This window comes from Cohaesibacter marisflavi, assembly GCF_900115225.1.
Classification (GTDB): domain Bacteria; phylum Pseudomonadota; class Alphaproteobacteria; order Rhizobiales; family Cohaesibacteraceae; genus Cohaesibacter; species Cohaesibacter marisflavi.
On record NZ_FOVR01000003.1, the window covers coordinates 126,017 to 145,999 of the forward strand.

General features: G+C 55.2%; 20 protein-coding genes. 7 read left to right on the plus strand and 13 right to left on the minus strand.

The window, feature by feature from the left end; genetic code table 11:
* Positions 1–201: 201 nt before the first annotated feature.
* Positions 202–1,149: a glycine--tRNA ligase subunit alpha gene (locus BM258_RS07295; RefSeq protein ID WP_090070666.1), complete on the minus strand. Its 948-nt coding sequence runs from the start codon at positions 1,147–1,149 to the stop codon at positions 202–204.
* Between the two features lie 762 nt (positions 1,150–1,911).
* On the opposite strand from BM258_RS07295, the gene BM258_RS07300 reads away from it, so the two are divergent.
* Both BM258_RS07300 and moaB read left to right on the plus strand, forming a co-directional pair.
* Complete coding sequence (locus BM258_RS07300; protein WP_090070670.1) at positions 1,912–2,553, plus strand: YitT family protein; 642 nt, start codon at positions 1,912–1,914, stop codon at positions 2,551–2,553.
* 125 nt (positions 2,554–2,678) lie between these two features.
* On the plus strand, positions 2,679–3,248 hold the full coding sequence (gene moaB / locus BM258_RS07305) for a molybdenum cofactor biosynthesis protein B (RefSeq protein WP_090070672.1): 570 nt from the start codon (positions 2,679–2,681) through the stop codon (positions 3,246–3,248).
* Positions 3,249–3,313: 65 nt separating this feature from the next.
* Here moaB and BM258_RS07310 read toward each other — a convergent pair whose 3' ends face one another.
* The 6 genes from BM258_RS07310 to BM258_RS07345 all read right to left on the minus strand — a co-directional run bounded on the left by BM258_RS07310 (position 3,314) and on the right by BM258_RS07345 (position 10,404).
* Positions 3,314–3,649 (minus strand): hypothetical protein, encoded by a 336-nt coding sequence (locus BM258_RS07310; protein ID WP_090070674.1) that lies wholly within the window; start codon positions 3,647–3,649, stop codon positions 3,314–3,316.
* Positions 3,650–3,866: 217 nt separating this feature from the next.
* Positions 3,867–4,706, minus strand: a complete 840-nt coding sequence (ygfZ, locus tag BM258_RS07315; protein ID WP_175527974.1) for a CAF17-like 4Fe-4S cluster assembly/insertion protein YgfZ — start codon at positions 4,704–4,706, stop codon at positions 3,867–3,869.
* A gap of 111 nt (positions 4,707–4,817) precedes the next feature.
* Positions 4,818–5,675 (minus strand): TIGR01459 family HAD-type hydrolase, encoded by an 858-nt coding sequence (locus BM258_RS07320; protein ID WP_090070678.1) that lies wholly within the window; start codon positions 5,673–5,675, stop codon positions 4,818–4,820.
* Positions 5,676–5,818: 143 nt separating this feature from the next.
* Entirely contained in the window at positions 5,819–7,918 is a 2,100-nt protein-coding gene (locus tag BM258_RS07325) for an EAL domain-containing protein (RefSeq protein ID WP_090070680.1), read from the minus strand.
* 787 nt (positions 7,919–8,705) lie between these two features.
* A complete protein-coding gene (locus tag BM258_RS07335) occupies positions 8,706–9,863 on the minus strand; it encodes a PA0069 family radical SAM protein (RefSeq protein WP_244544626.1) in 1,158 nt (385 codons plus the stop codon).
* Positions 9,864–10,074: 211 nt separating this feature from the next.
* Complete coding sequence (locus tag BM258_RS07345) at positions 10,075–10,404, minus strand: hypothetical protein (protein WP_090070689.1); 330 nt, start codon at positions 10,402–10,404, stop codon at positions 10,075–10,077.
* A gap of 416 nt (positions 10,405–10,820) precedes the next feature.
* Here BM258_RS07345 and BM258_RS07350 point away from each other — a divergent pair, with 416 nt between their 5' ends.
* Entirely contained in the window at positions 10,821–11,402 is a 582-nt protein-coding gene (locus BM258_RS07350) for an ATP-dependent Clp protease proteolytic subunit (RefSeq protein ID WP_090071274.1), read from the plus strand.
* Between the two features lie 73 nt (positions 11,403–11,475).
* Here the strand turns inward: BM258_RS07350 and BM258_RS07355 are convergent, their stop codons facing one another.
* Positions 11,476–11,730 (minus strand): hypothetical protein, encoded by a 255-nt coding sequence (locus BM258_RS07355; RefSeq protein ID WP_090070691.1) that lies wholly within the window; start codon positions 11,728–11,730, stop codon positions 11,476–11,478.
* Positions 11,731–11,870: 140 nt separating this feature from the next.
* Here BM258_RS07355 and BM258_RS07360 point away from each other — a divergent pair, with 140 nt between their 5' ends.
* Positions 11,871–12,833 carry a LysR family transcriptional regulator gene (locus tag BM258_RS07360; protein ID WP_090070692.1) on the plus strand — a complete coding sequence of 321 codons (963 nt, stop codon included), beginning with the start codon at positions 11,871–11,873 and terminating at the stop codon, positions 12,831–12,833.
* A gap of 37 nt (positions 12,834–12,870) precedes the next feature.
* On the opposite strand, the gene BM258_RS07365 is transcribed toward BM258_RS07360, so the two are convergent.
* From BM258_RS07365 to BM258_RS07375, 3 genes are all read right to left on the minus strand, one after another.
* Positions 12,871–13,809 (minus strand): AEC family transporter, encoded by a 939-nt coding sequence (locus BM258_RS07365; protein ID WP_090070694.1) that lies wholly within the window; start codon positions 13,807–13,809, stop codon positions 12,871–12,873.
* A 373-nt stretch (positions 13,810–14,182) separates the two neighbouring features.
* The gene (locus tag BM258_RS07370) at positions 14,183–14,416 is read right to left on the minus strand and encodes a hypothetical protein (protein ID WP_139229230.1); all 234 of its coding nucleotides are present in this window, start codon (positions 14,414–14,416) and stop codon (positions 14,183–14,185) included.
* A gap of 55 nt (positions 14,417–14,471) precedes the next feature.
* On the minus strand, positions 14,472–15,383 hold the full coding sequence (locus BM258_RS07375) for a S49 family peptidase (RefSeq protein ID WP_090071276.1): 912 nt from the start codon (positions 15,381–15,383) through the stop codon (positions 14,472–14,474).
* 298 nt (positions 15,384–15,681) lie between these two features.
* Here BM258_RS07375 and BM258_RS07380 point away from each other — a divergent pair, with 298 nt between their 5' ends.
* Positions 15,682–16,887, plus strand: a complete 1,206-nt coding sequence (locus tag BM258_RS07380; protein ID WP_090070698.1) for an amidohydrolase — start codon at positions 15,682–15,684, stop codon at positions 16,885–16,887.
* Positions 16,887–17,411: a GNAT family N-acetyltransferase gene (locus tag BM258_RS07385; RefSeq protein WP_090070699.1), complete on the plus strand. Its 525-nt coding sequence runs from the start codon at positions 16,887–16,889 to the stop codon at positions 17,409–17,411. The genes BM258_RS07380 and BM258_RS07385 overlap by 1 nt, the downstream gene beginning before the upstream one ends.
* An 83-nt stretch (positions 17,412–17,494) precedes the next feature.
* On the opposite strand, the gene BM258_RS07390 is transcribed toward BM258_RS07385, so the two are convergent.
* Together BM258_RS07390 and BM258_RS07395 are read right to left on the minus strand one after the other, a co-directional pair.
* Positions 17,495–18,334: a tRNA1(Val) (adenine(37)-N6)-methyltransferase gene (locus tag BM258_RS07390; protein ID WP_090070701.1), complete on the minus strand. Its 840-nt coding sequence runs from the start codon at positions 18,332–18,334 to the stop codon at positions 17,495–17,497.
* Between the two features lie 47 nt (positions 18,335–18,381).
* Positions 18,382–18,618 carry a putative signal transducing protein gene (locus tag BM258_RS07395; RefSeq protein WP_090070703.1) on the minus strand — a complete coding sequence of 79 codons (237 nt, stop codon included), beginning with the start codon at positions 18,616–18,618 and terminating at the stop codon, positions 18,382–18,384.
* A gap of 296 nt (positions 18,619–18,914) precedes the next feature.
* Between BM258_RS07395 and BM258_RS07400 the strand changes: the two genes are divergently transcribed.
* Positions 18,915–19,943 (plus strand): polyprenyl synthetase family protein, encoded by a 1,029-nt coding sequence (locus tag BM258_RS07400; protein ID WP_175527975.1) that lies wholly within the window; start codon positions 18,915–18,917, stop codon positions 19,941–19,943.
* Positions 19,944–19,983: the final 40 nt, after the last annotated feature.

The following is a 19,983-nucleotide window of genomic DNA, read 5'->3' on the forward strand; positions in this document are numbered from 1 at the left end:
AGCAACAATGGCAAGAGCAATGCCAACAGCAACGCGTCAAGCAACAACGGCAAGAGCAATGCCAACAGCAACGCGTCAAGCAACAATGGCAAGTCGGGCAAAAACAAATAGACCGACGCCATCGCTTGAGAACAAAAAACCGGCCTCAATCACCTGAGGCCGGTTTTTTGTATCAATCCTGTTTGCTGATATCGGTCGCGATCAGCTCTCGTAGCCAAGGCCACCGGCTTTGGTCTTGAGGAAAGCTTCACCGCAAGACTTGGCCAATTCCCGCACGCGTAGAATATAGCTCTGACGTTCAGTCACCGAGATAACGCCACGCGCATCAAGCAGGTTGAAGACGTGGGATGCCTTGATGCACTGATCATAAGCTGGGAAAACGCAGTAATGCATGCCAGCTTCACTGCCTGCTTTCTCGCCCTGCTCAAGAAGAGACCGGCATTCAGCTTCCGCATCCTTAAAATGCTGGAACAACATTTCGGTGTTGGCATATTCGAAGTTATGGCGGGAATATTCCTGCTCGGTTTGCAGGAAGACATCACCGTAGGTAATCCGCTCGTCGCCATCGCGGCCATTGAAGTTAAGGTCGTAAACATTGTCCACGCCCTGCACATACATGGCCAGGCGCTCCAGCCCATAGGTCAATTCACCAGCGACAGGTGCGCATTCAATGCCGCAGACCTGCTGGAAATAGGTAAACTGGGAGACCTCCATGCCATCGCACCAGCACTCCCAACCAAGGCCCCATGCACCAAGGGTAGGGCTTTCCCAGTCGTCTTCCACGAAGCGGATATCATGGATGGAGCTATCAATACCGATCGCCTTCAGAGAGCCAAGATAAAGATCCTGAAGATTTTCCGGGCTTGGCTTCAGCAAGACCTGAAACTGGTAATAATGCTGCAGACGGTTCGGGTTTTCACCATAGCGCCCGTCAGTTGGGCGGCGCGATGGCTGCACATAGGCTGCGCGCCACGGACGCGGACCAAGCGCACGCAAGGTGGTCGATGGATGGAACGTACCGGCACCGACTTCCATATCATAAGGCTGGAGAACTGCGCAGCCGTAATCGGCCCAATATTTCTGCAGCGCCAGGATCATGCCCTGAAAAGAACGTTCCGGCTGCATGTGAGGGGCAAGAATGTCGGTCATCTTCCTAAAGTGTCTCTTTTAAAGTGGAAAAATTCAGTACTCGGTGTCCCGAAGGCTCGAGCGGACCCTAATGCAATCGGGATCATAAGAAAAGCGCGATTTTGCGCTGTGATTATCTTCTCGCATCCACCGACCGCTTAGGGCGCAGGAATATAGCGAATTTCCGCTGGACCAGCACAAATATATTCGCTACGCTCTCATTTAAGCAACATCCCCTTGCTTTTCGATGCCAATATGAACGCTAAATGAATGATGCACTCAGATTTCATTCAGGTTCGATGCATTATAAGGCCGCCAACGCGATCAGGAGATGCGGCGTTTGCTGATCCGACAAGAAACTTACTCCCAATAGCCACGAACTTCTTGGTCCGGTTGTCCTTGCTGACAGCCGAGCCAGCGATCCGCCTTTGGCTCCGCTTAGACTATGCAACAGCTTTCGTCGTCCCCAATGTGATAGCTGACGCGCACTGGTTTCGCGGTGAAATTGCCCTTCCAAGCGTCCCCCAAACGCGCAATGTTCCGAAGGTGGATCGCAACAACTCTTTTTGGTCTAGCTCGTGGGCCCACTTTGGCGCCTAGGCCTGCCCCCTTCCCCGATTACACTCATTCCGATAGCCAGATATCTGCTTCGCCCGGCGTTTTGAGCAAGGCAGCAATGACGAAGTCGCTTTTTGAATATTTCTTCTGGTATCCATTGCGTGTTTTCTTTAGATGCACAGGAAACAAGTTCTATAAGCCCATTTCCACGGATGCCAATCGGCCATGACCAACAAAAAGCCCAGCGCAGATAACAAAGATCCCCATAAGAATAGTGAGAAGCATAGCCTTCTGGACGATGTGCAAGGGCTGACATTCGGTGTCTTTGCCTGCTCTCTGGGTATGGTGTTTCTGACCCATCTGGGCTTTCTGACCGGACAGACCGCAGGGCTTGCCCTACTTATTTCCTATTTGACGGATTATGATTTCGGCACGGTGTTCTTTCTGGTCAATATTCCTTTCTACTGGTTCACCTATCATCGCATGGGCATGCGCTTCACCATCAAGTCTGTCATCTGTGTGGTTGGCATGTCGGCCATGATGAAATTCGTCTCCCCTGCCATCAGCTTTGAGCATCTGGATCCACTTGTTGGCATTCTCGCCTTCGGCGCCATGGTGGGGGCCGGGCTTCTGGCCATCATTCGCCATGAAGGCAGCTTGGGCGGCGTTGGAGCGATGGCCGTGACCATTCAGGAATTCACCGGCTTTCGGGCTGGCTATGTGCAGCAATTGCTGGATCTGGCGATTTTCGCCACCGCATTGTTTTTCTTCCCATGGCCCATCATTGCCTGGTCGGTTCTTGGCTCTATCGTGCTCAATTCCATCATCGCCATCAATCACCGGCGAGATCGCTATATCGGGCGCTAGGTTGGTATCGAGTGGGCGTCGGAGCTCTCTGGCCATGCTTTGCATCTTGACAGGACAAGCTGTTAGGCCATTCAATCGGCTCACGCTTGATACCGATTTGCCAAAGACCGACAGGAAAGACACCCATGGCCTATACCCATTCTCCCGATTCCGATGCGCCCCGCTCTTTCATTCCGATGAAAATTGCCATCATGACGGTGTCCGATACGCGCACGCTGGCAGATGACAAATCCGGTCAGACCCTCGTTGACCGTTTGCAGGCTGCGGGGCATAGCCTCGCTGACAGAGCCATCGTGAAAGACGATGTCGAGGCCATTCAGGCGCAAGCCAAGGCGTGGATTGCCGATGAGGGCGTGGATGTCATCATTTCAACGGGAGGTACCGGCTTTACCGGCCGCGACGTCACGCCGGAAGCCATGACCCCGCTGTTTGACAAACAGATGGATGGCTTTTCGTGGCTGTTCCACAAGATCTCGTTTGAAACAATCGGCACATCGACCATCCAGTCTCGAGCAACAGCAGGACTGGCCGGCACGACCTTCATTTTCTGCATTCCCGGCTCAAGCGGTGCCTGCAAGGATGCATGGGATGGTATCCTCGTCCATCAGCTGGATTACCGCCATCAACCGTGCAATTTTGTAGAAATCATGCCCCGCCTTGATGAGCATCTCAAACGGGCCAAGCTGCGCTCATGAAAAAGGCCCCGAATGGGGCCTATCCTCTACAAGACTTACTGCCGGTCCTTTGGGCCGGCGGCGCGTCAGGCAACCTCGCGCAAGGCTGCGCCCATGCGGCGGATCGCATCAAAATCGCTGAGCGGTGTATTCATTTGCGGGAAGGCTTCCATGCTGGCTGCGGTCATGGCTACATAGAAGCTGTCGACCTGTTCATTCTGCTCCAAATCGCGCAGGGTTTGCAGAGCTTCCGTGATATTCTGACAATCGGAATAGCAAGGTGTACCAGATTGCGTGCACCAGGCCAGCTTCACATAGGCGCCAAAGCGTGGCCCTGAAAGATCGCCTTCATCGATCTGCTTTTTGGCAAAATCAGCGATGTCTGCAACCAATGAATCCAGTACAAGCAAGTCCGTCGACATTTTAGCAATCCTTCGTCCCCAATAGCTTTCAGCCTAAGGAGAGATGCTTAATAAAGCATTGAAGGATACCCATGCCTTGTATTTTTGTTAAGCATGGACCAAAAATAGAGGTGTAATCTGGCTTTTCCGCAACCGAACCCGCGCAAAAGACCGTCATCACCAAAGAAGCAATGACGGCCTCATGCAAATTGCAACAAGAGTTGGCATAAAGCCACACTCAGGCGGGGAGAGAAAAGTCGGCATAATCTGGCAACTCAATGCGCAAGGGCACGCTGCCTGCCGTCAGAGCCAATCCATCCTTGAGGGCATCGGCCACCCGATCCAGCCGCACAATGGCCAGAGCGCGTTTGTCGAGCATAGCCCCGACTTCGCCGACCGGTTTTTCTCCGGCAAGGATTTTGGTACCAGTCGGGGGAATCGGCATATCCGCTTCAAGGCGCACCAGACGTTTGCGGGCGGTGCCTCGATGCTGCATGCGTGAGACCACCTCCTGCCCGATATAGCACCCTTTGCCAAAATCAAGACCACCCAGCGCGTCCATATTGATGTCATGAGGAAATGCATCATCAAGAGAGAAATCAAGACCGGCCTGAGGCACAATGGCCGCGATATGGCGGGCCAGATAGGCATTTTCCAATTCGGGTGAGGTTTGCCACTGGGCGCCCTCACCATAAAGCCGCCAGCCAAGTTGATCGGACCGGGTGTCACGTAGCGCGCGCGCATCCTTGTCAGCATCGGCTACAAAGGCCACACCAACGCGTTCGCTGCTTTCCTCTATCGTCACATCGGAGCGCATCCGATAAAGCGTCATCTTCTTGATAAAGGTGCCCAGCTGCTCCCTGTCCAGATCAAAGCGGAACTGTCCGTCGTCTCGCGAGAGCAGAAAATCGATGGTGATTTTCCCCTGCGGCGTCAGCAAGGCTCCGTGACGAAGCTCCCCCTGTTTCAGATCATCCAGATCGATCGTGATAAGCCGTTGCAGCAGACTTTCCGCCTCGGAGCCGGAAAGTTGAACCACAACACGATTGGCGAGATGAAAGATCTGATCCTGAGGCATAACACGTTCCTTTTCCTGTCGGCGCATTACGGCCCGCAAGCCGCATTCTAAACAGGAATATAGGATAGACGAGCGGTCAATCCAACCGCCCGTTCAAAGAGGATGCTGCTCTTACCAGGCTAGGCGTGTCATGAAGCCGACCGTTTCCACGTCCTCATGGGTCAGACGCAGGCTGACGCGATCATCATCAGGCGCATCCATGGGGCCGAAATCCTGCGCATGAATGCCCGCTGTGATGAACAGGGCATCAATCTTCTGATAATGGCCACCGCGCATATCCGTCGGCATGGCGTCGCCAATGATCAGAATGTCGGACTTGGCAATCGGCGCTCCGTTGATCTCGGTAAACTTGGCAAGAGACGCCTCATAGATCGGGGCTTCAGGTTTGCCTGCCATGACGATTTCACCGCCATAGGCCTCATAACGGTCGGCCAATGCACCAGCGCAATAGACCAGTTTGCCGCCCTGATCGGCAATCCTGTCGGGATTGGCGCAGACAAAGGGCAGATGCCGTTTGGCAAGGCGATGCAGAAGGGCGTCGTAATCGTCCGGCGTCTCAGTGAGATTGTCCAGAAGACTGGTGCAGCAGATCATCTCTGCTTCGTCTTCCCCTACGAGTTCCAGCCCGAGGCCTTCAAACAGCGGCAGATTGCGCTCGTGGCCCAGATGGAACACCTTCTTTTTGCCGATCTTGGTAAGCTCGGCTCTTGTCACATCGCCCGAGGTGACGACCGCATCATAGCAGTCACGCGGCACGCCGAGGCTATCGAGCTGCTCGCAAATCTGGGCAGAAGGGCGCGGCGCGTTGGTGATCAGAATCACCTTGCCAAAGTCTTTGCGGAAGTTGCCGAGCGCTTCGACGGTGCAGTCGTTGACAGTTTGCCCGTTGTGCAGAACACCCCAGATGTCGGACAATAGTCCCTTGTAATTCGGCGCAATGGCTGACAGGCCAGCGATGCGGGAAGACATGGCAATCCCTTCATGTCGAGAAGTGGTTTCAGGTTCTCCCTCTTGTCTCTTGTTAAAAATACAAGGTCAAGAGGCAGATGATGCCCTCTATCGCAAACATGTGCGCAAAAATGCCGCGCCTCATCGATGTCACCTGAGGGCGATCAGGACACTTCAATATATTGGCCGCGATCCGTTCCCGTTTTCAGGCCGAAATCATCGGCCGCAGGCAGGCGATCAGACTGGCCTGCGCTGCGTTGTGGCTGCATGCGATCCTGAGCGGCGGCGCGAACGGTTGGCGCAGCTCCGTCACCGGTCTGCCCCGATGCTTCGCCCGGAGCAATCAGGCCTGCGGCCTCGGCCAGAACGGCGCGGAAGTGATCGCGAGTTTCGCTGTTGTTGGTATCCTCGGCGGCCATGGCGCGCAGGGCCTCGGCTATGCGCGGATTTTCTCCCAGCGTACGCTCAGCCCCGTTGCTCCCTGCTCCGGCCGTCGGCTCGTTGGAAAAGGAAGCCGGTTGAGATGGTCGTTGTGGCGCGCGTTGCGCCCCTGAGCCATTTGACATACGCGATGACGTGGCCGATCGGGAGGACGGGGCCGAAGGCGCCTGTAGGCGGGATTGCTCGGGGAACTGGGACAGGCGATCAACAGGCGAAGCACGGTTTGGTGTCGGTTCATTGCCGCCCCCAGACATGCGCGCCACCTGCGAGGGGCGTATCGCCGGACGAGGGGCTGCAGCGGCCTGTTGCTGCTGAGAGACGGTTCCTGCTTGCAAGGGGCCTCGCATCGTGGCCGGATTGCCCTTCAGTGCCTTGGCTGGCGCGAAATGATCCCCTTGGGCCAGATGCACATTATAGTCGATCAGATTGACCAGATCGCGCTCGCTTTCAACATGGGTGACAATCAGGTCCATGCCTTTGCGTGAAAGCAGGCGAGAAAAGTCGGCAGGGTGAATATCAAGCCCGCGACCGGCTTCCCGATGGGTCAGGATCGGCGCGGCGATCTTGGCGAATTTGACGCCTTTCTGGGCGAACTCGTCAAAGCCGGCAGCCAGATTGGTGACGCGGTCTACCGAGAAGCGGAAGCCCATGGAGCTGAGCAGCTTCAGGGTCTCTTCTTCCATCAACCCGAATTTGCGCAGATCAGCCTGCGAGAATTCAAGAATCACATGGGGGGCCAGATCACGGTTCTGATCGAACAGATCCCGCATCAGGGCAAAGAAATCGCTATCGGCAAGGCTCTCCAGCGCGAGATTGCAGAACAGCTCCACCGGATGGCCCCGATCTGACAGACGGCGCAACAGGCGGAATGCCTCATTGACGGCCAATCGATCCAACATGGGCAGGAAGCCGTTCTGGCGACAGACCGGCAAGAAGATGTCTGGCGTAATCACCTCGCCATCGTCGGTCTTCAGCCGTGTCAGGGCTTCGTAATATTGCGGTTTGCGCATAGGCAGGGCAACGATCGGCTGCATGAACAGTTCGATATGGCCAAGGGCCAGAGCACGACGCACCTTGGCTTCGTCTTCCGACGTCACCGGTTGTTCCCTCGTCTCTGCAAATGGGCCAGTTGGACCTCCATCTGTCGCTGCGGGTGGCGGCGACGGGCGGTTCCCCTGCTCCTCGGCATAAGGTTGGACATGAGATTGGGTTGGCGCTGGTTGTTCCTCGGGTTCATCATACCGACGCGCGGGCTCGGAATAGCTCGGTGCAACGGGCTGGGCCACAGGCTGGACGGGCTTCTCAGCCGGTCTTTCATGTCTTGCGGACAGAGAGCGCGCGTTGGCGCGCAGATGTTCCTCCAATTCCTTTACGGAACTGGTGGCGGCAATCAGCTTGGCGTTGACCTCGGCCACCTGCCCTTCGCCCTGCTGCATACGCTCATCAAGATCAGCGCAGCTCTCGGCCAGTTGCTTGACCAGCGTACCTATCACATCCAGCTCTGCCAGAATGGGTTCCACCTCTTTTTCAAGGCGGCTAGCTACGGTGCTATCGAGCTCGCGCGCCATTTCGCGCACATCCTGCACTTCCTTGGTCAGGGCCAGTTTGAGGCGAGTAAGATCATCCATCTGCTCATCGAGCATCATGCGATCACGCACGCGGGAAATCTGGTAATGCACCAACAGCAGCGTCAGCAGAATACCGAAGGAAAAAGGCGAGGCCTCAGTTATGGACAACCCGAGTTTGAAATGCAAAATGGCGCCGACAGACAAAGAGATGGCGACCATACAAATGGCGATAAAAACGGCCCCTAGCCTTTGCATGTTTTCATCTCCGTTACAGGCATTTCGTGGCCCCGCTGCTTTACTAGTTACATCTTCAGCTTCGCGGGGCGATCCAATCGCCTTACTCGCTGCCGCTACTCATCAGGCACGAAGCCCATACTATCCAAATTCCAGCCAGCCCTGCGCCGCTGCAAAAGCCCTGTTCGAGTGCCCAAGGCGACGAATCAAACCATTAACACTTCGTTAGCGTAGTATGCCGGAGGGGCAGAGAAAAGTGTTTCACGAGAGGGTGTGGGCTATTTGCGAATGCTTGCACGCTTTTTCGCTTGCCTCAGAATATAAAGTTGGTGATCTAGGCCCACATTTTTCGCCTCAGCAGCTGCGTCTGACGGAGCACGACCTCATGAGAAAAGCTGAAACGGGAGAGGACAAGCAGGCCGGGTCTTCTATTGCTGCAAAGCAGTTAAGCTCTTGAAAAAATAAGCTGCCCCGATCAAACCGCCAAACGGCGATTGAAACGGGGCAGCTGGAGGCGCAGTGAAGGGAAGCCACATTCACCGCGCAACAGGAACGATGCGGCGTGTCCCTGCTATAACCCTTTTAAAAACCGGAAAAACCGGTCCATTAACCTAATCGGGTTGGCTCCTAAAGTGATTCCGTAGAGAGTACAAATGATATCTTGGGCTAAAGATAGAACATTTTTAATTTGCTCACACTTATCCAAAAATATCTCACTTAATCATGTGTTAAAGACGCCTGCTGCCAAATATAAGTATACTGAATATCGAGTATTGTTATGCAGAAGACACTTTAAGCAATGCTCCTGTCAGAATAGAGATAATTGGGCCTCGTTTCTTTTTGGGGCTGCAAAATGTTTCAAGGATAGCCGTGTGCGTCGGGTGTTATAACCAAGCTTTCTGCACACAACATCAACGCGCTTATGAAGAAGCTCAGCAAAAGGCCCTGTTCCTTTCATGCGCTGCCCCATTCGACTGTCATAGTCCTTGCCACCCCGCATGGAGCGCAAGACATTCATTACATGGCGGTAGCGATCAGGATAGTGATGCAGCAGCCAATCCTGAAAGAGCGGACTGACTTCATTGGGCAGGCGCAACAGAATGGTGCCTGCTTCCCGCGCCCCGGCTTCATAGGCTGCAGTGAGAATGGTTTCTACCTCATTGTCATTGAGCGCAGGAATGACAGGTGCAACCAGGACTGATGTGGGAATGCCCGCTTCAGCCAGCCGCGAGATGGTTTCAAGGCGTCGTTTCGGGCTCGCGGCACGCGGCTCCATGGCGCGGGACAGGCGATTGTCCATCGTCGTCACAGACAGAGCCACCTTGACGAGATTGCGTTCATTGAGCGCCTTTAGTTTGTCCAGATCGCGCAGGATCAGCGCAGACTTGGTGACAATCGCCACCGGATGGCCCGTTTCCTCCAGCACATCAAGAATATCGGGCATCAGGCGATACTCGCGCTCCACTGGCTGATAGGGATCGGTGTTGGTGCCAATGGCAATCGGGCGCGGTCGATAACCAGGGGCCGAGAGTTCCTTCTTCAGCTGATTGGCAGCATCGGGCTTGACGAAAAGCTTGCTTTCGAAATCAAGCCCCGGCGACAGCCCCATATAGGCGTGGGTCGGACGGGCGAAGCAATAGATACAGCCATGCTCGCAGCCGCGGTAAGGGTTGATCGAGCGGTCGAAAGGGATGTCCGGCGAGTCATTACGCGTAATGATGGTGCGGGCCTTCTCTTCCTGCACCTCCGTGCGCAGAGGCGGCAGCGGCTCTTCCCCATCCGGGTAAGACCAGCCGTCATCGACCGGTTCTGTCTGGTAGGGCTCGAACCGTCCCGTCTTGTTGGAACGGGTTCCCCTGCCGCGAATGCGTTTGCCCTTATGCAGGCCGGGGTCGACCTGAAAACCGACAAAGGGATCTACGTCCTCCAAACCTTGTTTGCGAGCGGTTGCTTTGGCGGCGGCCATGCTCATCAGTCTCCATCGCGTCTCGCGTGCGCTTGCGAGCGCCCGTCGATTCTGTTAGCGTTTTGTTCTGAGAGAATGATGCGGCAGAAGATAGAACATAGCAAGAACAAATTTTTGTCTTGCATCGCTGATGCACTGTCGATGCGCTGCTGATGCAAAAAAGGGGCCGCAGCCCCTCTTCTCACCATGCCTTTATTTCGTAGGCTTTGCCCTATTCACCGAAGGTGAAAGTGCCGATCTTGCAGACATCGATATTTTCCTGTGTAACCCGGTCGTCATCTTCAAACACGGCAAGAAAATCGAACATGCAGTTTCCGGTTCCGTCATCAAAGTTGATTTCAACGGCTTCTCCATGATTGAGTCGCTGACCTGCCAGAATATTTTCTTCCCATTCATTCGTGCCGCTGTTGGAGCCATAGAATTCAACGATGGCATATCCGGTCTGGTTTTTGATGGTTACGTTTCTGTCTGCCGCAAAGGCATAGCTTGTCGCAGCGAGGGTCAGGCCGGCAATCGTGGCAGCAAGAAAATTGACTTTCATGATTATACTCTCCCATTCCGGAAGATGCGGTCTGCGCTGCCGCACAATTCCGGATGTTTTCAAATAAGGACGATCCGCTGTTCAAGAACAGATTAGTAAGTAGAAAAGCTCTAAAAAACAGAGATTTAGATTAGAGTGCGTCCAGTAGATTCCACAAATCCGGCATTTCATCAACCGGTTTCTCGGTTTTTGTTGCAAGACGTTAATGGGCTCTTGCCCGATTGAACCTTCATGTCCTTCATCCGCAAACAACCATGCAAACTACAGCGTAGGGATGAAGCGCCATTTTGTTGCATCGATAAAAGGACTTGTTCACGAGTTGTTATTAAGGTGGGCGCGAACTATGTTTGATTCGACGCCCGGTTTGCGCCAAATGCCAAAAGGGCAAAGTCAATTGCCAGATGGGAGTTCGCACCATGAGCGAAGAAAATGAAAAAAAGTCGGAAGACTCTATGGGCAAGGATGCGGCCGAGGCCCTGTTCAAATCCCGATCCGTCTTCATTTACGGTGAAGTGACGCAGGAAATGGCCCAGAAGGTGAGCGCCCAGTTGCTCGCCATGGCAGCCACAAGCGACGAAGACATCAAGGTCTTCATCAATTCTCCAGGTGGCCATGTCGAGTCTGGCGACTGCATGCATGACATCATCAAATTCATCAAACCGAAGGTCTGGATCATCGGAACCGGTTGGGTCGCCTCTGCGGGTGCTCTTATCTATATTTCCGTTCCGGTAGAGCGCCGCGTTTGCCTGCCAAACACACGCTTCCTGCTGCACCAACCATCGGGCGGTGCGCGCGGTATGGCCTCTGACATCGAGATTCAGGCACGCGAAATCATCAAGATGAATGAGCGCCTCAACAAGCTCTTCTCGGAAGCAACAGGCCAGCCGATTGAAAAAATCGCAGCCGATACCGACCGCGATTACTGGCTTTCTTCTGAAGAAGCCAAAGAGTATGGCCTCGTTTCCAAAATCATCACCTCACACACCGAAATCGGCTAATGGGGGACTTGCATCGTGGGCCGGCTCCGGCGTGCGAGGCAATGATTTGATTGAATTGCTTTTCTGGCAGGTCTCAGGCCTGCCAGAAATATTTTGAGGCTTCCTTTTCCGCCTCATGCCGGGTCATACCGCAATCTTCCAGCACAGCATCGTTAAAGCCGATCGTTTTAAGATCGCGCCGCATCTGCTGACGTTCCTTGCGGCGGCCACGCCACAGAGCCAGCGTCTGTCTCAAGCTTCTTTGCCACTTTGGCCCATAGTTGGCGATCAAAGCCAGTGCTTCATGATGGCTCATGCGATTGAAATCGCCCTCAAAGCTCGTCTTCATGGCCTTCTCTCCTTCATTGTTTTTGTTATCTTTTGCTATCGGATTCGTCTCGCCCGAGCTAGTGCAATTATTGCGTCTTTTTGGCTGTAATAAAATTGAAAAATACGCACCTTATATGTGAGGAAAAGTGACATGATCCCATGCCCTCACATAAGCCGGAGCTTCCACAATCCATGGCGCAATTGCCACCCCTAGCCTCCCTGCTGGCCTTTGAAGCGCTGTACCACAGCGGCTCGGTGACGGGAGCGGCCAACAGGCTTGGCCGGACCCACAGTGCAGTAAGCAAGCAGCTTCATCAGTTGCAAGACCATGCAGGAACGCCGCTTTTCGAGAAGCATGGCTCGGGCATCAAGCTCACGCCTCAAGGGCAGAAATTTGCCTCGATCGTTGCGGATGGTCTGTCCGATATTCGCAAGGGCTATGACAGTTTGCGCCTTGAGCGGACGCAGCATAAAGTCTCCATCAAGGTTAGTTCAACCTTTGCCCGCGTCTGGGCCATTCCCATTGTCGCGCGTTTCAACCGGCATCATCCGGATATCGAGATCCAGATAACCCTGACCATCCCGCTCAATTCCCACTCCTTCGACGGCTCGGTAGATCTGGTGCTTTCATGGGATCGCTTTGTGAGCCCAGAAGAAGCCCACCCGAATGGCACCACCTTGGGGGATGTCCATATCGGGCCGGTGCTATCATCTTCCTACCCGCATCATCTTGAAGACGGACATTTGGCCTTCAAGAACCGCCTTGACCGACGTGGCTCGGAAAGTGGCTGGGCGCAATGGTCGGAGATGACCGGTCTCACGCTATCCTGCGAAAGCCAGCAGACCTTCGAGCTGGCGGGGCTCGCCTATGAGGCTGCCGAGCGGGGCATGGGCGTGGCACTGGCCCCCAAATTTCTCATCGAGAAAGAGCTGAAAAGTGGCACGCTGATAGCGCCTGCCGGCTTCTATTGTTTCAAGGAAGGCCTCATTGTGCGTCCTTCCTCGGAGCGCCCCCAGCCCAGCCAGAGTGCGATGATCTTTCTCGACTGGCTCGCCAGATATGGTCGTCTCGGTGACGATGGCTATCTGGTCGCCGACGTGCTCGACCCGCTATGCGGATAAGTGAGCACCCTCGCCATTGCCCGCCCGTTTTTACCCGCTAGATGGTAGGATGGAACCCCAAATAGATGGCAAACAGCGCAAGGCTTACCACGGTGGATACCGCCAGCGCATTGATCACATAAGCCCTTTCACTTTCAGGTGCCTTCTGCATGAAGAGTGGAATGATGAAGGGGGGTGGCAATATCAGCAGGGTGAAGAAAGCCATCTGGAAGGGTTCGCCAAGGCCGAGCAGGCCATCCAGCACAAACATATTGAGCAGAAGCGCCAATGGCACCAGAATGCCGTAGCGCAGGGCGACCATTTTCAAAACATCGCCCAGCCCCTCGCGATGGATGCGAATGCCATAGCCCACCACCAGCAGGATGAGCGGAATGGCCATACCAGCCAGCAGCTTCATGGTGCCATAGAGGCTTGAGAAAACTGGCGTCGTCTTGATGAAATCCGACAGGCCGAGGCCATTGCACACCAGACCGGCGACCAGGGCGATAACCACCGGCGAGGTTGCAAACATTTTCAGGATCGTTGCCGGATCGCTCTGTCCGTCGCGGCGGATCATCAGCATGGGCGCGAAAATGAACCAGATAAACAGCTCGTGAGCCAGATCGACCACGGCGATATAGCCCACCGCCTGCAATCCATAAGCGCCACCGAACAGGCTGACCCCGAGCATGCCATATTCAAAGCCGGTCATCAGAAAGGGGAAATAAGGATGGTTGGGAGCCAGTTTCGGCCCGACGATCCGCCCCAGCGCATAAAGCCCGCCGCAAATGGCGGCCGTTACCACGAAGACACCCAGATAGGAGGCCTTCATCGCCATATCCAGAAAGACCGTGAACAGCACACTGGGCAAAACCAGATTGACCACAAGCTTGGTCAGGCCTTCCATGATCTGCGGCGACAGGACATTAAACAGGCGCAGCGACATGCCCGCCAGAATGAGAAACAGAATTGGCAGAATTTGATCAAGAACCGACATGATGACGCCCCTCCCCCACAGGCGACGCTCACCCGCATGACGAGTGTGAGCCCATCAATGCTATTGGTCAGCCGGTTCTTTTGGCAAGAGCCTGCCTTAGCCCATTGGTAGACAAAGCGCTCAGGCAGCTGTTAGCAGCAGGTAAAGGACCGGTTTCTCCATATCAGTGCTCACAGGTGCTTGCACAAACTGTGCATGCTTGGTGGAGAAAGGGCGAAAAATCCACATACCCCAACAAAGAAAAAGGGAGCAAGCCGATATCGGTGCGCTCGCTCCCTTTTCCTTTGTTTCATGATTCTTGGCCGTGAGGATAAGTCAAAAACTTATCCCTCCTGCGAGACCCGCCGGAACTGTCAAACGTGTCCTTGCAGCTTTATCGCTTTTCGCGGAAATCACCGGTTTCGGGATCCTGCTCCAGATCGATGATATCTGCCTCGCGCTTTGCCTTTTCGCTCTCTTGCTTTAGGGCTTCAGCTTTCTGGCGCATCAGTTCGGCCTGACGACGGCGGTTCAACTCTGTGCCCTGCGCGCGAATTTTCGTTAGCAGCTTTGAAAAGATCCAGAGGGCGGCCAGCGCGGCCAGCATTACCATTAACTTCGCGATCAACTGCCCTGTTCCTTTCAGCGCGCCCCTTCAAGGATCATCAGAATCCTTGGTGTGATTACAATCCGATGCGGGACCATAATGCGCGTTCTTCAAGGCTTGCAAGGATTTTGTCAGCTGACAGCCCTGCCGCGATGCGATCAACAGGATCGCCCACAGAAGCGTTGTGACTTGCCCCCATGGAAAGCGAACTAGAATGGAACAGGCTGAAGAAACCGGAAGACTGGGAAATCAGCTTCAGCTTGGTATCTTCGCCAAAGCGGCGCTTGAGATAGCTGTTCATGTCGCCCAGCTCATCAACGAGGCCATAGTCCAGCGCCTTGTTGCCGGTCCAGAAAGCACCTGTAAAGAGCTTGTCCTCGGATTCGGTCAGCTTGTCGCCGCGGCGCCCCCGCACCAGCTCCTTGAAGCTTTCGAACAGATCCTGAAGCAATTCATCCAGATGAGCCAGATGCTCTGGATTTTCCGGCTTGAAGGGGTCAAGCATCGCTTTTTGCGTGCCTGCCGTATAGATGCGCCGTTCGATGCCGAGCTTTTCGATGGCATCGACAAAGCCGAAACCGCCAGACACAACACCGATAGATCCAACAATGGAGCTGGGGTCAGCAACGATAACATCGCCAGCAACAGCGATCATGTAACCTCCGGACGCAGCCGCGTCTTCACAAAAGACGATGACGTCCTTTTCCTTCTCGATGGCCAACTGCCGGATGCGCTCATGAATGAGACGGCTTTGCACCGGCGAGCCACCGGGACTGTTGATGGCAATCGCCACAGCGGGCGCGTCCTTGATATCGAAGGCTTTTTGCAAAGGCCCTGCGATGGAGGCCATATTCAGATGCGACCGCATCGGACCGCCCTGATTGACCATGATAGGGCCAACCATGCGCACCACAGGGATGACTACCGGCTCTTTCGTCCATTTTTCAGGGAGAATGCTGTTGGGAATGGCTTTCCTGATATATTTCATGATTTTCACGGCAAACATCCTCTGGTTACTTGCGGTCGAGGCACAACAAATCTTTTAATAGCTTTTACTTAGGCGGCTGCGGTTGCTATTTCCAGCCCCATCAGAATGATTCTTGTCATAAGCGCAGAGCTGTTGAGGTTTGGTTTCGAAATCCGCTTATTGCATGCCAATTTCCTGTCTTTCCAACAGTCTGCTGTGCTTTTCCCTTTCTTTTGCCTCGTTTGGGTCTTTAGAGTGAGACTTGATCAATCGGTCATCACAACACCGAAACAAGAAGCAAACGTGGATAATTGAAGATATGAGCACACAGCTGACCAATTCCGAAATCAACCATCTGGTGACTTTCCGGCAGGCGCTGCATCGCCGTCCGGATCTGTCGGGCTTTGAGAAGGCAACAGCGCAGACGGTCATTGAGGAATTGCAGAAGCTGTCACCGGACAGCATCGTGACGGGGCTCGGCCCGTGGACAGAGCCGGACGGCACATTGCTTGGCGGCACGGGCATCGCGGCGACCTTTGACTCGGGGCAAGATGGCCCCACCCTGCTATTCCGCTGTGAACTGGACGGATTGCCCATTCAGGAACAATCCGATCTTGCCTATCGCTCCGAGCTGGAAACCAAGGCCCATCTGTGTGGTCATGATGGGCATATGGCCATTCTTCTGGCTCTGGCCATGCGCCTTTCCCGTCAGCGCCCGGCATCCGGACGGGTCGTGCTTCTGTTCCAGCCGGCCGAGGAAACCGGCAAGGGCGCGTCTGCCCTGCTGCGCGATCCAGTATTTGAGGGTCAGGTGCCCAAACCGGATATGGCTTTTGCCCTTCATAACCTGCCCGGCCTGCCGCTTGGCACGGTGGCGCTCAAATCAGGAGCCATGTGCTGTGCCTCTCGCGGCATCCGCATTCTGCTGGAAGGCAAGCCTTCCCACGCCTCCATGCCGCAGGATGGCATCTCGCCGGTCGAAGCGATGATGACAATCGCCGCAGGCCTCAATGCCCTAACCAATGGTCTTGACGCCGGACAGGCCCTTGATGACAGCTACAAGCTGGTCACTATCACCCATATGAGCGTTGGCGAGCCCTGCTTCGGGGTTGCCCCCGGCACGGGGCAAATATGGGCCACGCTGCGCACCGTCAGTGACGATGTGATGGGCAGTCTGGTGGCGTCCGCCGAGCAGTTGGCAACTGTCGCGGCAAGAGAGGCTGGTCTTACCCTTCAGATCGAACAGGACGACATATTCGCAGCCTGCACCAATGCGCCCGAGACCACAGATCTGGTTGCCAAGGCCCTTGAGGCTGAGGGCATCACAACAGAAGAGCAGAGCGAGCCCATGCGCTGGTCTGAGGATTTCGGCCAGTTCGGCCATCATTGCCCCTCTACCCTGTTCGTGCTCGGGTCGGGAGAAAGCCAGCCACAATTGCATAACCCGGATTTCGACTTCCCCGACAGCCTGACGCCCAGCGGGGCCCGAATCTTCGAGCGCATCCTCCGCGACCGGTTGGGCTGATGGCAATACGCGTGGCCAAGCAGGATGATGCCGGCGCACTGGCAGCGCTCAGCATCGAGGTCTGGCTGCATACCTATTGCCGCCCCGGTATTCCTCCGGTTTTTGCGGCTTATGCGCAGGAGACCTTCACGCCTGATAACATGGCAGCTCTGATTGCGGACAAAGACCAGCATTTGCTCGTTGATGGGGTGGACTATGCCGGGCAGGAAGGCCTGCGCGGTTATTTACGCTGGAGCTGTCCTTCAAAGCGACCACTCCCAGCCTGCCCTGCAGCGGAAATCGACACGCTTTATGTGCGCGAGCGCCATAAGGGGCAAGGCATTGGGACGACTCTGCTAGAGGCCAGCTACGCCGACATGCGCAAGGCCGGACATGACGCAGCCTTTCTCGTCGTCAATGCCGAGAATGAGGAAGCGGTTTCCTACTATCTTCGCAAGGGCTTCAAGACACTCGGGGAAAGCTGGTTCGAAATTGAGGACGGGCGCTATCTTAATTTCGTCATGCAGAAAGAATTTGGTATTTAGAGCCCATCTGAAACCTGCACGACCCAATCAGAAGTGCGGCTCTCCTGCATTCCGATAGAAGAGCTGTGCCCTTTGTTGGGCAATCACCCCAACTCAATCGCCGCACCATGGCGGTGAACGGCTTCTATCTGTGCGCCGGGGGTGTCCGAGCCAGCATCATGCAGGGCGATTGTTGGTAACAGGCGGAACGGTGCACGGGATTGCTTTCTGCCCTGAATAACCACCCGATGGGCAGCCTCGCCTTCTCGCGCCGAGAAAGGCTGCACGGTGATGCCGCCAAAGCGCCCTTCCATCAGTTTAAGCAGCGTGGGCAATTCATCTGCCCGTTGGACGACGGTGAAAGTGCCTTTGCTCTTGAGGATGGAAACGGCGGTTCGGAACCACGGCTCCATACCCTCATCGGTCAACATATGCGCCGTGGCGCGTGCCTCATTGGGGGAGGTCTGAAATTTCTCAGGCCGGTAGTAAGGCGGATTGGCGATGACATGGTCGGCGAGATTTTCGACGAGTCCCGCTTCTTTGCGCGGGTCGCCCCGCAAGGCGACATCACAACTGATGACCGAAGCCTCAGCGAGAAAGGCCTTGGAGCGGGCCATGTTGGCCGCAGCGATGGCGGCAATTTCTGGATCGATTTCAACGGCAAGCAGGCGAAGGCCACCGATCCGCGCCGCCACACAGAGGCCCGCAGCGCCCACCCCCGAGCCCAGATCGACCACCAGATCGCCCGGTTTTGCGGGCGTGCAGGCCGCCAGCAACACGGCATCCGTACCCGAGCGATGATGCCCCTTTCTCGGCTGCAGGAGCGAAATGCGCCCGCCGAGAAAGTCATCCTCACTCATTGCGACATCCGCCGGAAGGCCTGCGGCTGCCACAGTCGGCACGTTGGTCAACAAGGGAGCGGGCGCGGCTGAGTTGGAAGGCATGGCCTGTCTTTCTGATATGTCTTGCAAAATGCGTTTGTGCGAGAGGCCTACTCGCCGAGCGACCAATCCGCTTCCTTTTCCAGATCAGCATCGCGCAACAGCTGACGGGCGCGTTCCAGATAATCGGAATCCACCAGAATGCGGCGCGCAATGGAATTGAGAGTGTTGCCGTAAAGCGTGCTCATATTGTGATCAAGAGACTGATAGGGAATACCGGCATCCTTGAGCAGGGCTTCCACGAAGGAAAGGGTCACAGGATTGTTTGTCTTGATGAGTTCTTCCACGCCAGTATCCTTGTGCTGGGACCATTGAAATCAGCTTTGCAGATGGGCCGAACCATAAATTGAAAAGCTTGGGGAGAAAAGAGACTTATAGGCTGGCCAAGCGCCTTTGCAGGATGTTCTCCGGCCTGATTGCCCCTGATCCGGTACATTGGTCCAAGGATGCGCAAGAAAAATGCAGACAAAGGAATAATTTTCAACGTGATTCCGTAACAATTCCGCGCCTGCCCCTTGTCGTTGTCCGGTGACCCGCCTATTCTCGCGACCGAAAAGAAAAGACACAAAATTGGAGCCGCCGCGTGAGCGTTGTCCCACCTCTCAATGAGACAAATAAATCCCAAGCCAGCATTCAGCCGCTTATCGACCTGGTGAAACAGGATATGAGCCGCGTGAATGATCTGATTCTCGAAAAAGCTGGCTCGGATGTCGAAATGATTCCGGAAGTGGCCAAGCATCTGATCGATTCAGGGGGCAAGCGCCTGCGTCCGATGCTGACCCTTGCCGCAGCCAACATGTGCGGCTATGACGACACCACCTCTGCAGGTCATGTCAAGCTGGCCATGGCTGTTGAGTTCATGCATACAGCCACGCTGCTTCATGATGATGTGGTCGACGAGAGCGACATGCGCCGGGGCAAACTCGCCGCCCGTATGCTCTGGGGCAACCAGGCCAGCGTTCTGGTGGGCGACTTCCTGCTTGGTCAGGCCTTCCGCGTGATGGTGGATGTCGGCTCTATCCGGGCGCTCGACGTGCTTTCTACGGCAGCTTGTGTCATCGCTGAGGGCGAGGTTTTGCAGCTGTCCGTGGCTCAGAATATGAAGACCACGGTAGACGATTACATGCAGGTCATCCGCTCCAAGACCGCAGCCCTGTTTGCAGCGGCCTGTGAAGTGGGTCCGATCATTGCGGCAAGCGATGAAGCCAAGATCACGGCCCTGCGCGACTATGGCATGGAACTGGGCAACGCCTTCCAGCTGATCGATGATGCGCTGGATTATGGTGGATCGGCAGCCGCACTTGGCAAGAATGTCGGCGACGATTTCCGCGAAGGCAAGATCACCCTGCCGGTGATCATGGCCTATGAGCGTGGCTCGGAAGAGGACAAGGCTTTCTGGAAGCGGGTGATGGAAGAGCGCAAGGATGTCACAGACGGTGCGCTAGACTTTGCCATGGGGCTTCTGAAAAAAACCAACGCGCTGGAAGACACGCTCAAACAGGCCCGCACCCACGGCGCCACGGCTATTGCCGCTCTGGATGTGTTCGAGGATAGCGCCTATAAGTCAGCGCTTATAGATGCGGTGGAATTCTGCATTGCGCGTGGGCACTGATTTGCTCGGAGAGAGGTGAGCCTTTCCCTTTGCAGACCAC

Bases quoted from the DNA above. Each gene is read 5' to 3' on its own strand.
- BM258_RS07320 (WP_090070678.1), bottom strand. From the start codon at position 5,675: ATGTCTTCCCGCATCGCTGGCCTGTCAGCCATTGCGCCGAATTACAAG.
- BM258_RS07355 (WP_090070691.1), bottom strand. From the start codon at position 11,730: ATGAAGACGAGCTTTGAGGGCGATTTCAATCGCATGAGCCATCATGAA.
- BM258_RS07345 (WP_090070689.1), bottom strand. From the start codon at position 10,404: ATGAAAGTCAATTTTCTTGCTGCCACGATTGCCGGCCTGACCCTCGCT.
- BM258_RS07365 (WP_090070694.1), bottom strand. From the start codon at position 13,809: ATGTCGGTTCTTGATCAAATTCTGCCAATTCTGTTTCTCATTCTGGCG.
- BM258_RS07310 (WP_090070674.1), bottom strand. From the start codon at position 3,649: ATGTCGACGGACTTGCTTGTACTGGATTCATTGGTTGCAGACATCGCT.
- BM258_RS07390 (WP_090070701.1), bottom strand. From the start codon at position 18,334: ATGCCTTCCAACTCAGCCGCGCCCGCTCCCTTGTTGACCAACGTGCCG.
- BM258_RS07375 (WP_090071276.1), bottom strand. From the start codon at position 15,383: ATGAAATATATCAGGAAAGCCATTCCCAACAGCATTCTCCCTGAAAAA.
- BM258_RS07360 (WP_090070692.1), top strand. From the start codon at position 11,871: ATGCCCTCACATAAGCCGGAGCTTCCACAATCCATGGCGCAATTGCCA.
- BM258_RS07350 (WP_090071274.1), top strand. From the start codon at position 10,821: ATGAGCGAAGAAAATGAAAAAAAGTCGGAAGACTCTATGGGCAAGGAT.
- BM258_RS07295 (WP_090070666.1), bottom strand. From the start codon at position 1,149: ATGACCGACATTCTTGCCCCTCACATGCAGCCGGAACGTTCTTTTCAG.
- ygfZ (WP_175527974.1), bottom strand. From the start codon at position 4,706: ATGCCTCAGGATCAGATCTTTCATCTCGCCAATCGTGTTGTGGTTCAA.
- BM258_RS07380 (WP_090070698.1), top strand. From the start codon at position 15,682: ATGAGCACACAGCTGACCAATTCCGAAATCAACCATCTGGTGACTTTC.
- BM258_RS07335 (WP_244544626.1), bottom strand. From the start codon at position 9,863: ATGGCCGCCGCCAAAGCAACCGCTCGCAAACAAGGTTTGGAGGACGTA.
- BM258_RS07325 (WP_090070680.1), bottom strand. From the start codon at position 7,918: ATGCAAAGGCTAGGGGCCGTTTTTATCGCCATTTGTATGGTCGCCATC.
- BM258_RS07300 (WP_090070670.1), top strand. From the start codon at position 1,912: ATGACCAACAAAAAGCCCAGCGCAGATAACAAAGATCCCCATAAGAAT.
- BM258_RS07385 (WP_090070699.1), top strand. From the start codon at position 16,887: ATGGCAATACGCGTGGCCAAGCAGGATGATGCCGGCGCACTGGCAGCG.
- moaB (WP_090070672.1), top strand. From the start codon at position 2,679: ATGGCCTATACCCATTCTCCCGATTCCGATGCGCCCCGCTCTTTCATT.